The sequence below is a fragment of the Runella sp. R5_40 genome, from assembly GCF_057652295.1.
In genome coordinates this window covers 21,036-37,326 of sequence record NZ_JBYFCH010000002.1, presented here as the reverse complement: position 1 = coordinate 37,326, position 16,291 = coordinate 21,036, and the positions used below count along the sequence as shown (strand labels likewise).

The window sequence follows — 16,291 nt, the reverse complement described above, 5'->3', positions numbered from 1 at the left end:
AAACGCCAACCCAAACGCCTTCTCGCATGTCAGCCCATGTGAGAAGGCGCTTTGGTTATTAAAGCATTGCTTTCGCTTCTTTTATTGTTTTATCGCTTTTAGAGTCAAATGCGTTTTATCCTCGTAATTCACCCGAATCAGGTAAATTCCCGTCGATAAATGCTCGCCAAAACTCACTTTTGTACCTCGTATTATTTTTTCAAGTCCAACGCGCTCTAGCCCTAAAATATCATATACTTTGAGCGTTTCGACGTTTTTGTCTGACACCCACGTAAACACATTCTGAGTAGGGTTAGGATAAAGCAAGAACGCATCGGCAGATACCAGCTCCTCGGCGGCTACCCTTGCTGCGGCGCACACGTTCACCGTTTTGCAGTATTGCTTGTACCAAGGCGAAGCCGAATAATTTACCCCTACGCAAACTTGGCCACCCGAAAACCATTGGCCAAAATTAATCGTCACCTTGTAAGGCTGGCCCGAAGTTGGGGTAATACTTTGTATCGAACCCGTACTCCACCACGAATAGCTGGTGGCGTTGGCTCGATTGGTGACATTTAGCTCAAACGGTTTTACTGAATTGACGGCGGCACAGTCATCGCCAATAATATCAGCGGTTGTGGTAGGGGGCGCATTTACCGTTACGGAAATTGCCGAAGAAGTGCTCGTAGTGCCTTGGTTATCAGTCGCTTTGGCCGTTAAGCTATAAGAACCTGCCCCAACGTTTGTCCAGCTAAAGGTGTAGGGAGCGGTGGCATCTTCGCCTAGCTTGGTGCTACCGTTGTAAAACTCCACCTTGGCGATACTGCCATCCGAATCAGAGGCATTCGCCGCCAACGAGATGGAAGCAGGTGCCGTAAAAGAGGCATTATTGGAGGGGGCCGATAAACTCACCGAAGGGGCTTGATTGACAACTGGGGCATTTACCGTGACCGAAACCGCCGAAGAAGTGCTTGCTGCGCCTTGGTTATCAGTCGCTTTGGCCGTTAAGCTATAAGAACCTGCGCCAACGTTTGCCCAGCTAAATTCGTACGGCGACGTCAGGTCTTCGCCCAACTTCGTACTTCCATTGTAAAACTCTACTTTTGAAATGCTACCGTCGTTGTCGGCGGCAGTGGCGACCAGCGCAATCGTTGCAGGTGCCGTAAAGGAGGCATTGTTCGATGGAGCCGTTAGACTCACCGAAGGGGTTTGATTGACAGGAGGTTGTCCCGTACAAAGTGTCACTGTTTTACAAAACTGCTTGTACCAAGGCGCTGCCGAATAATTGACGCCAACGCACACTTGTCCGCCCGAGAAGTTAGCCCCAAAATTGATATTAACTTTTGAAGGTTGCCCCGAAACGGCCGTAATGCTTTGGGTAGAACCCGTACACCACCATGAAAAACTGTTGGCGTTGGGTAGATTGATAGAATTTAGCTCAAACAATTTTGTTTCATTCGCACTCACGCAATCAGGCCCAATGATGTCTGCGGAAGGATTGCCAGGGCTATTTACATACACGGTTACACTGCCTGAAGTTACCACCGAATTTTGGTTGTCAGTCACTTTAGCCGAAATCGTGTATGCGCCTGAGGCCACGTTTGTCCAGTCAAAACTATACGGAGCTGAGGTATCTTCCCCCAGTTTCGTCGAACCATTGTAAAACTCCACTTTCGCGACACTACCGTCACTGTCGGCAGCATTGGCCGCAATCGAAATGGTGGCTGGAGCCGTAAAAGTTGTTCCGTTGGTGGGGGCTGTAAGGGTAATTGTAGGCGGTTGGTTAGGCGCAGGAATCGCCGTCACTTGCACCAGCGACGACGTCAGTGGGCCGCCTGAGTTAAGCAACGCTTTTACGGTTAAATTATACGTTCCTGCTTGGATGTTCGACAAGGTCAATGAATACGGGGCGGTGGCATCTTCGCCCAGTTTGGTCGTACCATCGTAAAACTCTACCACGGTGGCGGTGGCATTTCCCACGTTGGCCGTAATGGTCAAATTGGCGCCAATCGTCACCGTCGAATTGTTGGCAGGGCTACTAATTGCGACAAAAGGCGTAGGAGGGCCAAAATTATCGGCAGGATTTAAGATTTTATCTTTGACCCACGTTCCCGACGTGCTCGTATTGTTCCACCCATTGTTGCCACAGGCTCCAGGCATCAACGCCGCCGAAGATTCGTCTTTGTCGCAATAACTCCAGTTACACCAGCTAATTTTCATTCCAGAGGAGTTGTTTCCCCCCATAAAACTCACCCAATTTTGGGCGTTGGTGTAATCGTTCCCGCCGTTGCCTGAATAATTACTCGTGCCCCATTCTGATACGAACAAAGGCACCGTTTTAATCACATCGTCGATGTAGCTTTGGGTATAATGCGAACCTGCGTAGAAGTGGAAGGTGTACATGATGTTGTGGGCGTTCGGTCCTGTCAGTGGATTAGAACGGACGTCGCCTGGCGAACCGCTCCACGAAGGTGTACCCACCAAAATAATCGCGTCGGGGTCGTACTGACGGATGGCTGGGATGACCTGCTCAGCATAACTTTTGACCGACGACCAGTTGACGCCGTTGGGTTCATTGCAGATTTCGTAAATAACGTGTTTTTTACCCGCGTGCTGCTGCGCCATCAACTGAAAAAATTCAATGGCATCGGCGGTGTGCAGGTTAGGGTCACCAGGGTTCAGAATATGCCAATCGATGATGCAATACATCCCAAACTGAGCCGACCAATCGACCAACTGGTTGACTTTGTTGCGCAGACCGACTTTGTTATTCATGTACCCACCTTCGTCCACGTACATGGCTGCCCGAAATACGTCAGCGCCCCAGTCGTTGGCCAGTGTTTGTAAGGCCGAAGAATTATAACATTGGTCAAACCAATGCAACCCGTGCGAACTCATTCCCCTCAGCTGAATGGGCGTTCCTGCTTCGTTACAAAGCTGGCGGTTGATTACCTGTAAGCGGCCGTTGGCTGCCAAAGGAGTGGAGGATTGTCCAAAAGCAAGAGAATGGACAATGAAAAGGAGCGCAAACACTCCGAAGATTTGTAAAATTGAGCTTTTCATAAATCTACCTCTAAAAAAGTGTGTATTATAAGTGACCACATTGACGGTTTAAAAATACCTACACAACCAACGATAAGTTGAGAATTGGGTGTGAATGCCCAATACAAAGCTGTAAAACCAACTAATATTGTGTGCGAATTTTATAAAAATGCCAGCCTTCGCTACACCTAGCGAGGTTTGACAATACCGATAAGAAGTAGGGGAAAATGCGCTTATCCGTAAATATAAGCGATTTTAAATATTCCCCCCCCTGATTGTCCTAATCTTTTTCTAGCACTATATCTTAGCCTTGTTTTTGTCCATTTTCTGGGGAAAAACTTGCTTATTTTCGAGAAAATCGTTGCTTTGCATAAGTTCACTTCTTCCATCCCTAAACCTCTATTTTCATGAATACCTTTCCACTTGCTGGGTTTGGCAACCGCTTGGTCGCCCAAATCATTGATAGTATTATTGTCGGGATTGCTTTTAGCCTTATTCTCGTTCCTTTTGGGGGCTTAGCTGCCCTGATTGGTCTCAGTTCTGCCGATGCCCTTGAAGGCTCCGAAGAAGCTACGGCCGCCGTGATGGGGCTTTTTGGCATTGGACTTATCGTTCTAATTTTAGCTAGTATCTTTACTCCCTTTGTTTACGATGCTTTTATGGTAAGCTCAAGCAAGCAAGCCACGTTTGGCAAAATGATCATGAAAATAAAAGTGGTAGGCCCTAGTGGTGAACGCCTTACGTTCAGTCAAGCGTTAGTTCGTTCACTGATTAAGTACATTTCAGGCCATTTTTGTATTTTGCTATGGCTTTGGCCTTTATTTAACCCCGAAGAGCAAGCCTTGCACGATTTAGCGGCCAAAAGTTTAGTCATTCGAGAAGCCTAATGATAAAAAAAGTCATTTTAACGGTAACGGCCTTGGTCATTACCGTTTTTTATTTTTACTACAATCCTGCTGTTCAATCGTTTGGGCCGCCTTGCCTCATTCACAAAACCACGGGTTTGTATTGCTGGGGCTGCGGTGGGCAACGGGCGTTTCATGCGCTACTTCACGGAGAGTTTGGTAGGGCATTTCAGGACAATGTGCTCATTTTCTTGGTTCTGCCACTTTTAGGCTTGGTTTTGTACGCCGAACTTTTCGACGATGTCCGTCCGTTTCATTATCTTCGCCGCCGCTGGGTAGTCCTCCTGGCCGTAGGAATATTTTTCCTGTTTACGATTATTAGAAACCTAAACGGATTTGATTTTTTAATTCCAACAAACTAATTCATCATGCTTACCATTGACCTTCGTTCCGACACCGTTACCAAACCCACCAAAGCAATGCTCGAAGCCATGTTTACCGCCGAAGTCGGTGACGATGTCTTCGGCGACGACCCCACCGTTAATGCGTTGGAAACAAAAGCAGCAGCTTTATTTGGTATGGAAGCGGCGCTTTTTTGTAGTTCAGGAACCCAAACCAATCAATTGGCAATACGTGTGCACACTCGCCCTGGCACGGAGGTTATTTGTGACAAACTTTCGCATATTTATTTGTACGAAGGCGGTGGCATCGCGCTCAACTCATTGAGCTCAGTCAAACTGTTAGACGGCGACAAAGGGCGCATCTCTGCGCAGCAAGTACGAGATGCCATCAACAACCCCGACGACGTACACGCGGCCGTATCGCGATTGGTTTCCCTCGAAAATACAATGAACAAAGGCGGAGGCTGTTATTACAGTTTCAGCGAAATTGAAGCGATTAAAGACGTTTGTACCCAACATGGTTTGGCACTTCATTTAGATGGAGCTCGCTTATTTAATGCCCTCGTCGAAACGGGCGAAACTCCGTTCCAACACGGGCAAGTTTTCGACAGCATCAGTATTTGTTTGTCCAAAGGACTTGGCTGCCCCGTAGGGTCGTTGTTGTTAGGCAGTAAAGACTTTATTAAACAAGCGCGTCGAGCTCGTAAGGCCATGGGAGGTGGCTGGCGCCAAGCGGGCTATCTTGCTGCCGCAGGAATTTATGCCCTCGACCACCACGTTGAGCGTCTTCGTCAAGACCATGCTCGCGCCCGTGCCATCGGAGAGCTACTAAAAGGCCGCCCCGAAGTAGAAGAAATTTATCCGATTGATACCAATATTGTCATATTTCGCCTACCCGAAACGATCCTTGCTACCGACTACGTAGCCCAGCTTGCTTCTCAAGGCATCAGAGCCGTGACGTTTGGGAAGCACTTGGTTCGCTTTGTGACGCACCTTGATTTTACGGATGAGCACCTTTCAGAATTACAAAAACGGCTCTAAAGTTATTTTTCGGTAACAAAATGCGTATTTCTACGCTATAATTTTGCCCAAAAAGTTGGCACTTTTGTTGCTGTAAAATTTTTGTGATTTTTTTTAAACCTTTTTGTACTTTTTCCCGTCTAAAGTAAAAACAGGTGCAAAAAGCAATGTGATTGAGAAAAAACCAGAAATGATGTTTTTTCTACAATAGCAAGGCAGAAAGTCCGTTAATTGAGCTAAATTAGTTGTTTTGTTAATTTCTAAATCGTCCGTCAAAGCCATGAAAAAAGTCGTCAAACTCTTGTCAGTTGCTTTAGCAGTGGGTGCAGCCGTATATACATACAAAAAGTTGCAACCTAAAAAAGCATAAAAAAAGGGGGCGTTGCTGAGGGTCAGCAGCGCCCTTCGCTTTTATGTTCAGTTTGACTTGTTTATGAAGCAACGCCTAAGCGTTCAAAACCAGCATTCTTCTCTGCGGTAGTTTCAAAAATACCCTTCGTTTTTTCAACGTGATACTCCCGAATCACCATCTTTTGGGCAATTTGTACGAGTTCGTTTTCATCAACTCCTTCGGGGACTTCACCTGCCCACTGCAAGAAAGTTTGGTAGTCTTTAAAGTCGCATATCGGTAGCGACATAGCCAAAATTCTACACAAGCCATCAAGCGTTGTTGTATCAAAACAACAATTCCACGGGCTATTCCACATCTTACTGTAACTTTTTTTGGCGGCTTCAGGAGTGGGTACTTTTCCCAAATGATGGCAAAGGGGAATTTTTTCCGAAAACCAATGAAGCAACTTTTTGTCAGTGGGCCTATTTTTGGGATAATCCTCTATTGCCCAAGCAAGAAGACTTGTCAATAAGCCCATGTAATAGGCTGAGTGAGTAGGGTTGGGTTTACGTGGCATAGAACTAAATGGTTTAGATGTCGGTACACCAAACAACTAAGTATGCGCACGAAAGTACTTTTAACGGGGTAAAGTTAACACCCTGTAAAAATGAAACGAATGAATTTAAAATACTAGGAATGAAAGTAGAAAATTTTAGGAATCTTATTCATGGGTATCAACAAGGAACTTCCCTCGACCAATAGCAGTTACTAATTCATAACATTTCATAGTGATTAGCCTTGGAAAGTGCAGTTTCCCTAATTCGCTATTTATTTCAAAATGCTCCAAAATCGCTTCATAAAACGGGTTTTTGCCTACTTTGTACGGGGGCTTGTACTTGTTGCTCCCACTTATTTTACGTTCCTAATTATCAAAGAAGGAATTTCATACTTAGACAGTATTTTACCCATCTACATTCATACCGATGCCAAGCATCCACTTTATTTGCCAGGGCTGGGGCTGTTGATTATCGTCTCAAGCATTGTTTTTTTAGGGTTTATTTTTTCCCGCTTCGTGCCCCAATCGGTATTTAGTTTTAGCGAAAGTATTTTGAAGAAAATGCCGTTGGTGAGTTTGATATATTATTCTATCAAAGACCTTATTTCGGCTTTTGTGGGCGACAAGCGTAAGTTTAATCAGCCTGTGTTGATTACAATCAACCCTCAGTCTGACCTAAAAAAACTGGGTTTTATAACGCAAAACGACCTTTCTAGCTTCGAGCTTAGTGAGTACGTAGCCGTTTATTGTCCACACTCTTACGCATTTTCGGGAGAGTTATTTATTGTAGCAAAATCCAACATCAAGATTCTCGACAACGTATCGAGTACTGACGTCATGAAGATGATTGTTTCGGGAGGGGTTTCGGTCAAATAGCTTTACAACCCACGAATCACACGGCGTGCCCATGAGTTACGTCCGCGTGGCGTGTCGGGGGCTTTGAAAACATCCGTCCAAGTCATTTGTTTCTTGCGCTTCATCGCCCGAATTTTAAGGAAGTAGCCTGCACTAAGGTAAACACAAAATAAACCCACCAAAATAAAGAAGGCTTCGGTATTGGTGATGTATTCAAAGGTGAGGAAATAACCCATCACGTTGACAATGGTCATGCCCCAAAACGTAAGCGAAGTTTGGATGTGGGTAAATCCATTGTCTAAAAGCACGTGGTGCATGTGATTGCGGTCGGCTTTAAACGGAGAGCGGCGGTTAAGAATACGTACCAAAAACACGCGCAATGTATCGAAAATAGGAACAATCAGAAGCACTACTGCAAGAATAGGCGCATTGAAGAACGCAGTAGAATCATGTTGGTAAGTGATGTTAAGACGGATAAACTTCACAGCAAAAAATGCCAACAAGAAGCCAACAATCAACGATCCTGTATCGCCCATGAAAATTTTGCTCGTCTTTGAAAAGTTGAACCGCAAAAAGCCTAGAAGGGCCCCCGAAAGCGAGAAAGCCATGCAGGCCATTGAGAAATGGTGATTTAACAAAAACCACGTTCCAAAACTCAAACTTGCAATAAAAGCAATTCCTCCTGCAAGCCCATCCACGCCATCAATGAGGTTGACGGCATTGATAATGGCAATGAAAATGAAAATTGTGAATGGAATACTGATGACATCTGGAATGTGTGTCCAGCCAAAAATACCAAAGAAGTGATCAACTTTCAGTCCTCCAAGTAATATCAAGGTAGAAACGGCTACGACTTGAAGCAAAAGCTTTTTGTTGGGGTCAAGTACTAAAATATCATCTTTGAGCCCTAAAAAGAACAGTATTGTAAGCCCTACTACTGCCAAACTTGTCAGGTAAGCATCGGTTTGCTCGTTGGTGTGAGGCCACAAAAAATGGGCAATGAGAAGCGAAGCATAAATGGCAATTCCTCCAAACTCAGGCGTTTCTTGCTGGTGAGAACTGCGGAAGTTGGGTTTCTTTTTCAGTTCCAACAATCCACTAATATTGATAATCACTGGAATAGACGTAATGGCCACAGCGCAGGCAATCAAAAAGGATATAAGGCACTGATACACTTCGTGTTGAAGTATATTTTGATATTGGCTTCTGAGTACGTCTATTAGTATATCTGCGTTCATAGAATTCCGTTTCTGCCTTTTTGTCTCTCATAACGGAAGACAAAAATTATAAAAATTAGCTTATCTCACAAAAAACACTCCCGAAAATACGATTCTATTTATTATTCGGTCGTTTTGGTTTGTAAACAAATTGTAAAACCTTTCTAAGGGGTTTGAGCCATAAAGTAAACCAATAGGGCTCCAATCCATTCAGGTGCCACGCTTCTCGGTCACTTTGATTTGCCTTTAAGCGATTCCCCACTGTTTTGTTACTTACCCCACCCGTTCGCATCACGGTGACAATCTCTGGAAGGTAAGTAACCTTTAGACGTTGCTTGTATAGGAAACGTAACATTAATTCGTAATCTGCCGCGCTTCCCAAATCAAGACGATACGTTCCAAGCTGCTCATAAGACGCTTTTTTTACAAAAAACGTTGGGTGAGGGGGCATCCAACCGAAAAGAAATTTTTTTCTATCAAACCCACCCGACTTCCAATAACGTGTTACCTGTGCCGTATCGTTTGCATCTACGTAAACCAAATCACCATAGATGCCGTCAGCGTCCGTTTCTTTCAACTTTGCCACTAACTTCTCAATGACTTGGTTGTCTGCATAAAAATCATCGGCATTCAAGATACCAATTACCTCGCCCGTTGCGTGGGCGATACCTTTGTTCATCGCATCATAAATCCCTTGGTCTTTTTCAGAGATAAATACAGCAATTTTTGTGCCGTAATTAGCGACTATCTTAGGTGTATTATCGGTTGATTTTCCGTCAATTACGATGTATTCTATATCGTGATATGACTGATTTAGTACCGATTCTATACAACTCTTTAGGGTCTGTTCTCCGTTAAAAACTACTGTAATAATACTTACTTTCAAAGCCTCTTGGGTTGGTGATGAGATAATGTCTAACGTTTTAGCGTTACTCCGTTATTCTACGTTCGCGGATCCACTGAGCGGGATTCCCTTGATAAATACCGTATGGCTCTAAGTCGCGCACGGCCACCGAATTGACGGCTAACACAGCGTGTGAATGGCAGGTAACCCCTGGACAAACCACCGCTTTGGCACCAATCCATGCGCCTTCTTCGAGAACAATTTTACCCACTTTCAAATCAAAAGTACTGCGGGTATAGTCGTGGTTCCCAGTCAGGAGCATGGCTCCTTGCGAAAGGCACACATTGTTCCCAATCACAATCTCGGTTAAGCTATCAATCCATACCTCTTCGCCTATCCAGACGTAATCCCCAATCGTAAGTAACCAAGGATACTTGATGTTTACTTTGGGTTTAATCATCACATTGTGCCCGACTTTCGTGCCAAAACCTCTCAAAATAAAACACTTAATAGAGGCTGGCAACGGAAAATACGAATTAAAAAAAAGTGCGTTTACCAGAAACCAAAGCACATTTTTCCAAAAAGGCGGATGCTTGTACCAACTATTGTCGTACCGAGACAGGTCGGTTTTGAACCGATGAGAGGTCTTTTCCGTATTCATTTCGGAAAAATTCAATGATAGCTTGTTTATCTTTTCCAACTCGAAACTCTACTTCAAACAGTTTGGCGTCCACCAAGAAACGATACCATAATCCCTGTAAAAAGTGCCATACTAAGCCTTTTTTACCGTCAAGGAAGCCAAACTTTATAAAATAACGATACAAAAAATAAGCGAATGGACGAGTAAAAAGGGGTAAGGAAGCATACTTTTGCTTTAAATAGCGCTTCCGTTGCTCTTGTGTTCCAAAAAGCTTGGGAATAACGCGCTCCGCTTCTGCAAAATTATACTTTATGTCCAATAAATCAATCACTTCTCGAATGGCATAATTATTATGCTTTTGTGTCCACCACGTGAGGTTATTCAAATTGTGATCCACAATGTCATTTTTGAATTGGATAGTTTCCCCTTCTGAAAGTTTAATGTGTTCGTCCATCCAAAGTTCCTCGCAAATCCCTTTGTCGCGGTGCCATAAGCGTAACAACCAAATGGGATAATACCCCCCGCGCCGAATCCATTGATTCATAAACATCACACGGCGCTTGACATATACACCAGTAATTGTAGGTGCTAGTCCAGCAAGAGTTTGATTGATTTCGTTGGCCAACTCAGGCATTACATACTCATCGGCGTCCATACGCATGAGCCATTTGGTCTGAAAAGGGGTATTCTCAATCCCAAAATTAAACTGCGTAGCGTAGGTAATCCACGGGTTATGAACGACGTTCGCACCTAATGATTCGGCGATTGCCACTGTGCGGTCGGTAGAACCCGAATCCACAATAAAGATTTTGTCCGTAAACACTAATAAGCTACGGAGACATCGTTCGATGTGTTTTTCTTCGTTGTGCGTGAGGATAATGACTGAAATATCAGATTTCACAGTTGTGCGATTTCAAGCTGCAAATTGTACTTTTTTAGGTTGAAAAGCAAAAAAATGGCCTTAACTTTGTAAAATTATCAGATTATCGACTCTCAATGCAAGCAGTAACCGTTTACCCACCTCTGGCTCCCATTCAAGCCAAAATCCAGTTAGCAGCTTCTAAAAGCGAAAGTAATCGCGCTTTGATTATCAATGCGTTATCGAATTTTGGAGGGCAACTTTCTAACGTATCAGCCGCTCGTGACACCCAAACGATGCTGCGTTTGTTGCAATCGTCGGAAACGGTCGCCGATGTACTTGACGCTGGTACTACCATGCGTTTTCTCACTGCTTATTTTGCAGTGACAGGCCAAAATAAAACCATGACAGGAACGCCACGCATGTGTGAGCGCCCGATTGGGATTTTGGTCGATGCCCTACGCACGCTTGGCGCAGATATTACGTATTTGGGAAAGGATGGATACCCACCAACCCAACTAAATGGTTTTACCTATTCGGGAGAAAATAAGGTAAGAATACGGGGCGATGTGAGTAGTCAGTATATTTCTGCCTTGCTAATGGTAGGCCCTACGCTTCCCGAAGGGATTACTTTAGCGCTTACGGGCGAGGTTGGTTCACGCCCTTACATTGAAATGACGCTTCAACAAATGGTGGCTTTTGGAGCAACGTTTGAAGCGGATTGGGAACAGAAAATTATCCGCGTTCCTGCCCAAAAATATACCCCAACTCACTACCAAGTAGAGTCCGATTGGTCGGGTGCTAGTTATTGGTACAGTGTAGTTGCTTTGGCCGAACAAGCTGAAGTAGAGCTTTTGGGTCTAAAAGAAAACTCATTGCAAGGCGATAGCGCCATTGTCGATATTATGCGACAGATGGGCGTGGAAAGCACTTTTACGGCGCAAGGAGTTCTTTTGACCAAAATTCCTGCCCAAGAAGCGTTTGCTTGGGACTTCACTGACTGTCCTGATTTGGCTCAAACCGTTGCCGCTTGTGCCGTAGCTAAAGGCATTACGGTAACAATGACGGGCATTGAAAGCTTAAAAATCAAAGAAACCGACCGTGTAGCGGCTCTTCAAGCAGAGTTGCCCAAAATTGGTGGAGAATTAGTAGAAGTTGAAAGTAATACCAAATACGTGGTAAGACGCACCGTAGCGCCTACAACACAACCTACCATCGAAACTTACGATGACCACCGCATGGCCATGGCGTTTGCACCTGTAGGAATGGTAATGCCTATTGTTATCGAAGAACCGCACGTGGTGGCCAAGTCGTACCCAAGTTTCTGGGAAGACTTGAAAAAAGTCACAACTGTTGAATAAATCGTAGGAGCATCGCTCTCCATACGCCACTACCTTTTGCCAGCCCGAAGCTAATACCTTCGGGCTAAAATCATTGTTTCATTTTACTGATATTTGTCTCCAAACAATGAAAAATCCCTATTTCTCGCTCTTACAAACGGCTTGGCGATATGCACGCAAGGAAAAAGGGCGATACGTGTTGGTGTATGGCCTTTTTGTCCTTGCCAATGTGGTTTTTGCGCTTAATCCGCTTTTGTACGGCTGGTTTGTCGAAGCCATTCAAAAAGAGGGAACGGGTGTCATCAAGCACGTTTGGATGTATGCAGGCGGTTACCTATTCTTGATGCTGTTGGAGTGGGCATTTCACGGTCCTGCGCGGGTGATGGAGCGCGAACTCGCGTTTAATCTGAGCCGTAATTTTTTAGAAGAACTGTATCACCAATCGCTGCATTTGCCCGTTCGTTGGCACCAAGACCACCACAGCGGCGCTACCATCAACCGTATTCGGAAAGCCTACGAAGCCTTGAAAGACTTCTTTCAAAACGGCTTTATGTTTTTGCACGCCTTTTCAAAGTTCATCTTTTCGTTTTTGGCCATTCTGTATTTTTCTCCGCTTTATGGAAGCATTGGCGTTTTGATAGGCGTTTTTACGGTTTGGATTATTTTTAAGTTTGACAAGCCCTTCATCAAAGCCCTCGACGAAACCAACGAAAAAGAACACGTCGTGTCATCGACTTTGTTTGATAGTCTTTCCAACATCATTACGGTGATTACCCTGCGCCTCGAAAAACGCATGGAAAATAGCCTGTTGGCCAAGGTAAAAGAGATATTCCCGCCATTTCGTCGTACGGTGGTTATCAACGAATGGAAATGGTTTGTGGCGAGTGTGCTCATTGGGGTTATTTATGTGGTAGTTGCGGTTGGGTACGTGTATCAAAATTACGTTCCCAACGCAGTGTTTTTAGTGGGTGGACTGGTCACTTTGTTGGGTTATGTCAATCAATTTACCAGTGTTTTTCAGGATGTTGCGTGGCAATATACCGAAATCATTCGCTACAATACCGACGTTCAAACGGCTCGTTCCATCGGCGAAGCCTACCGTCAGCAGCACCGCGCCGAAGCAACTGAAATTCTTCCGTCTGATTGGAAAACAATACAAATCAACCAGTTGAGTTTTTCGCACCACGATACCTACGACGCCCAGAAATCGGCGCATAGCCTTCATCAATTAAACTTGCGCATCGAACGAGGCCAACGCATTGCTTTTATTGGGGAAAGTGGTAGCGGAAAAAGCACCCTTTTGGCCTTACTGAGAGGGCTGTACGAACCCGAAAAAGGAGCAGAATTGACCATTGATGGAAAACCAGTGGAAGGAGTTGGCCTGATTACGGACACCGTGACGTTGTTTCCACAGGAGCCCGAAATTTTTGAAAATACCATTGCTTACAACATTACGTTGGGACTGCCTTTTGAAGAGCAAGATATTTGGCAAGTATGCGATACGGCCCAATTTAGCGAAGTAGCCCGTCAATTACCGAATGGGCTTGAGTCCAGCATTCAAGAAAAGGGCGTCAATCTTTCGGGGGGACAAAAACAGCGGTTGGCGTTGGCTCGTGGCATTTTGGCCGCCCGAAGCAGCGATATTGTATTGCTTGATGAGCCTACTAGCAGCGTTGACCCCAAAACTGAGTCATTGATTTATGATCAATTGTTTGACGAATTTAGGGGCAAAGCTGTACTTTCGTCCCTCCACCGTTTGCACCTTTTGACCAAATTTGACTACGTGTATGTGCTCGAAAACGGCCGAATTGTTGACCAAGGTACGTTCGAGTCCCTCAGAGCTAATAGTCCAGTTTTTCAAGAACTGTGGAAACATCAAGAGAAAACTTCGAGTTAGTGAATCATAACCAAGACATTTATGCTAACCATCAACCCTAAAGACGTTTCAGTACCTGTTTTGCATCACTTTTTGCAAGGTGCAGTGGCGCCTCGCCCCATCGCTTTTGCCAGCACGATTGATGCCGAGGGCAACGTAAATCTCAGCCCATTCAGTTTCTTTAATTTGTTTGGGACAAAACCCCCGACCTTGATTTTTTCGCCCAATCGCCGCGTGCGAGACGGAAGCAACAAACATACGCTGGAAAACGTACAGGCTGTGGACGAGGTGGTGATTAGCATGGTTGACTACGCCATGGTTGAGCAAATGTCGCTGGCGAGTTGTGAATATCCGCGTGGCGTCAACGAATTTGTGAAAGCAGGTTTTACCGAAGTGCCGTCCCAACTGGTACGCCCGCCGCGCGTTGGCGAATCGAAAGCCGTTTTTGAGTGTAAAGTCAAACAAATTATTTCGTTGGGCGAAGAAGGAGGAGCAGCCAATTTGGTGATTTGCGAAGTAATTCTAGCCCATTTTTCGGAGGATATTTTGGGGGAAGATGGCCGCATCGACCAGCGCAAAACGGATTGGGTAGCCCGCATGGGGGGCGATTGGTACGCACGCGCCTCGGGCGACGCGATTTTTGAAATTCCCAAACCAAGTACTCAAAAAGGCATTGGGGTGGACTTGATTCCTGATTTTATCAAAAACAACCCCGAATTTTCGGGAAATAACTTGGGACGTTTGGGGAACATCCAACAGTTGCCTGAAACCGATAAAATTGAAGCATTTAAAGCCCAACACGCGGGACAAGATTGGGTGACGACAGCCAAGCAGTACCTTTCGGAAGGAAAAGTTGAACAAGCTTGGCTATCGTTGTTGGCTTCGCAAGGAAGTTAGGCCAGCGCTTTACCTTGTAGTACAGGGCGTTTGTCTTTTGCCCCCGACATGCGGTTGATGCTGTTGTCAAAACTTACCGTCAAGGCATCACCGTCAAATTGGCCAATGACGTAATTTCGGTGTGGTGACTCGTAGTAACGTAGCGTTATTTCAAACGTTTTTGGGTCTTTCCACGTACCACTTGCCGCTATTTTGGCGATTTTTTCGGTTTTAATTTTCTGAGAAGCAACCAAATTGGGTCTTGGCAAGTCGGTTTGTCCAAAGACCCATTTTTCCAATCCTACTTCTACTTTATGCTCACCTGCTGCATCTTTTAGCATGAATTGATACGTACCTCCTTCGCGGTAGGCCAGCGAAATTTGTTGTACATTCATCGAATTTGCTTCGATTGCAAACGCTTTCCCCGATACTTTTACCGCTTCCGAAGGCTTTACGTTTCCTTTGGGTGGCAATAAAGCCAATGCTGCCATTCGCTGCTTCAACGCATTGACCGAAGCCGCATTGGCAGGTAATGCCTGGGATTTCATGGCGGGCAGAATGTGCTCCCAAACCAAGTCCAAAATCCCCTGCATGTCAGGAGTTTCGCTCGTGATGGCCAATACGGCGTCTTGGTCGGGCATCACTATTGTGTATTGTCCATACGCTCCGTCACCTCGGTACGCGTTGTGCTGACAACGCCAAAACTGGTAACAATAGCCCTGAAGCCAGTCATTTTTTTCGTTGGGGCGCGTTGGTTTTGCGGGAGAAGGTTGCTGAATTTTGAAGGTAGTTGCTTCTTCTACCCAGGCTGCTGGAATGATTTGTTTGCCATTCCATTTGCCTTTTTGAAGGTACAATTGCCCAAACTTCGCCATGTCTTCGGTACGGACGCGCAATCCCCACCCACCCGTATTGATACCCAACATGTCTTCTTCCCAATCGGCACCTTCAATGCCAAGAGGTTCGAATAAACGAGGGCGTAGGTAATCAATGATTTTTTGTCCTGTTACTTTTTGTACAATGGCCGAGCACATGTAGGTAGCCATGCTATTGTACAAAAATGTACTGCCTGGGTCGTTTTGAATTGGAAAGGCCAAAAACGTTTTTATCCAATTGGCTTCATCCCGAATGCTCTGGCCCGTGGGGTCCACACCATGCCCTACCGACATCGTTAGGAGGTCTTTAACCGTCATTTTGGCCAAATAATCACTGACCGTTGCGGGCGCGTATTCGGGGTAAAATGAAATAACACGGTCGCTGGTTTTGAGCTTGCCTTCATTTACGGCAAACCCTACGGCCGTGGATGTAAAACTTTTACTCATCGAGTACATGGTATGTTTCAATTCCGCCCGATAGGGTGCCCACCAGCCTTCGGCCACCACTTGGCCGTGCCGAACGAGCATCATACTGTGAAACTCGTGCTTACTTTGGGCAATGGCGTCCAAAAACGCATTGATGTTTGCCGAATCGACCCCTTGTGCTTCGGGCGTACTACGAGGTAACCGAACGGCTGATTTGCCCCAGCTGTCATACGGCAATGCCGCCGAAAGCCCTAGGCTAATTCCTGCCAAACCTAACTGTTGGATAAACTGACGACGCGTAGTTTGCAT

14 protein-coding genes are annotated in these 16,291 nt (G+C 45.3%); 7 read left to right on the top strand and 7 right to left on the bottom strand.

What is annotated here, in order from left to right; all coding sequences use genetic code 11:
- Positions 1–81: 81 nt before the first annotated feature.
- Positions 82–3,042 (bottom strand): Ig-like domain-containing protein, encoded by a 2,961-nt coding sequence (locus AC23N5_RS04970; RefSeq protein WP_487754700.1) that lies wholly within the window; start codon positions 3,040–3,042, stop codon positions 82–84.
- A gap of 386 nt (positions 3,043–3,428) precedes the next feature.
- Between AC23N5_RS04970 and AC23N5_RS04965 the strand changes: the two genes are divergently transcribed.
- From AC23N5_RS04965 to AC23N5_RS04955, 3 genes are read left to right on the top strand one after another with little or no spacing between them, the layout of a single operon-like run.
- Positions 3,429–3,908 (top strand): RDD family protein, encoded by a 480-nt coding sequence (locus AC23N5_RS04965; protein ID WP_487754699.1) that lies wholly within the window; start codon positions 3,429–3,431, stop codon positions 3,906–3,908.
- A complete protein-coding gene (locus tag AC23N5_RS04960; RefSeq protein WP_487754698.1) occupies positions 3,908–4,288 on the top strand; it encodes a DUF2752 domain-containing protein in 381 nt (126 codons plus the stop codon). Before AC23N5_RS04965 ends, AC23N5_RS04960 begins: the two co-directional genes overlap by 1 nt.
- 6 nt (positions 4,289–4,294) lie before the next feature.
- Entirely contained in the window at positions 4,295–5,308 is a 1,014-nt protein-coding gene (locus tag AC23N5_RS04955) for a threonine aldolase family protein (protein ID WP_487754697.1), read from the top strand.
- 410 nt (positions 5,309–5,718) lie between these two features.
- Here the strand turns inward: AC23N5_RS04955 and AC23N5_RS04950 are convergent, their stop codons facing one another.
- Positions 5,719–6,195, bottom strand: coding sequence for a hypothetical protein (locus AC23N5_RS04950; RefSeq protein WP_183975315.1), 477 nt, complete (start codon positions 6,193–6,195; stop codon positions 5,719–5,721).
- A 261-nt stretch (positions 6,196–6,456) separates the two neighbouring features.
- On the opposite strand from AC23N5_RS04950, the gene AC23N5_RS04945 reads away from it, so the two are divergent.
- A complete protein-coding gene (locus AC23N5_RS04945; protein ID WP_122933820.1) occupies positions 6,457–7,050 on the top strand; it encodes a DUF502 domain-containing protein in 594 nt (197 codons plus the stop codon).
- A 2-nt stretch (positions 7,051–7,052) separates the two neighbouring features.
- On the opposite strand, the gene AC23N5_RS04940 is transcribed toward AC23N5_RS04945, so the two are convergent.
- The 4 genes from AC23N5_RS04940 to AC23N5_RS04925 form a co-directional block, all read right to left on the bottom strand.
- A complete protein-coding gene (locus tag AC23N5_RS04940; protein ID WP_487754696.1) occupies positions 7,053–8,267 on the bottom strand; it encodes an MraY family glycosyltransferase in 1,215 nt (404 codons plus the stop codon).
- Between the two features lie 94 nt (positions 8,268–8,361).
- Positions 8,362–9,132: a glycosyltransferase family 2 protein gene (locus AC23N5_RS04935; RefSeq protein WP_487754695.1), complete on the bottom strand. Its 771-nt coding sequence runs from the start codon at positions 9,130–9,132 to the stop codon at positions 8,362–8,364.
- Positions 9,133–9,175: 43 nt separating this feature from the next.
- Positions 9,176–9,751 (bottom strand): WcaF family extracellular polysaccharide biosynthesis acetyltransferase, encoded by a 576-nt coding sequence (locus AC23N5_RS04930; protein WP_487754694.1) that lies wholly within the window; start codon positions 9,749–9,751, stop codon positions 9,176–9,178.
- Positions 9,693–10,631 carry a glycosyltransferase family 2 protein gene (locus AC23N5_RS04925; protein ID WP_487754693.1) on the bottom strand — a complete coding sequence of 313 codons (939 nt, stop codon included), beginning with the start codon at positions 10,629–10,631 and terminating at the stop codon, positions 9,693–9,695. The genes AC23N5_RS04930 and AC23N5_RS04925 overlap by 59 nt, the downstream gene beginning before the upstream one ends.
- Before the next feature lie 95 nt (positions 10,632–10,726).
- Between AC23N5_RS04925 and AC23N5_RS04920 the strand changes: the two genes are divergently transcribed.
- From AC23N5_RS04920 to AC23N5_RS04910, 3 genes are all read left to right on the top strand, one after another.
- A complete protein-coding gene (locus AC23N5_RS04920; protein ID WP_487754692.1) occupies positions 10,727–11,950 on the top strand; it encodes a 3-phosphoshikimate 1-carboxyvinyltransferase in 1,224 nt (407 codons plus the stop codon).
- A gap of 106 nt (positions 11,951–12,056) precedes the next feature.
- Complete coding sequence (locus AC23N5_RS04915) at positions 12,057–13,826, top strand: ABC transporter ATP-binding protein (RefSeq protein WP_487754691.1); 1,770 nt, start codon at positions 12,057–12,059, stop codon at positions 13,824–13,826.
- A gap of 21 nt (positions 13,827–13,847) precedes the next feature.
- The gene (locus AC23N5_RS04910; RefSeq protein WP_183975301.1) at positions 13,848–14,702 is read left to right on the top strand and encodes a flavin reductase family protein; all 855 of its coding nucleotides are present in this window, start codon (positions 13,848–13,850) and stop codon (positions 14,700–14,702) included.
- Here AC23N5_RS04910 and AC23N5_RS04905 read toward each other — a convergent pair.
- Complete coding sequence (locus AC23N5_RS04905; protein WP_487754690.1) at positions 14,699–16,291, bottom strand: serine hydrolase domain-containing protein; 1,593 nt, start codon at positions 16,289–16,291, stop codon at positions 14,699–14,701. The two genes, AC23N5_RS04910 and AC23N5_RS04905, sit on opposite strands and share 4 nt — an antisense overlap.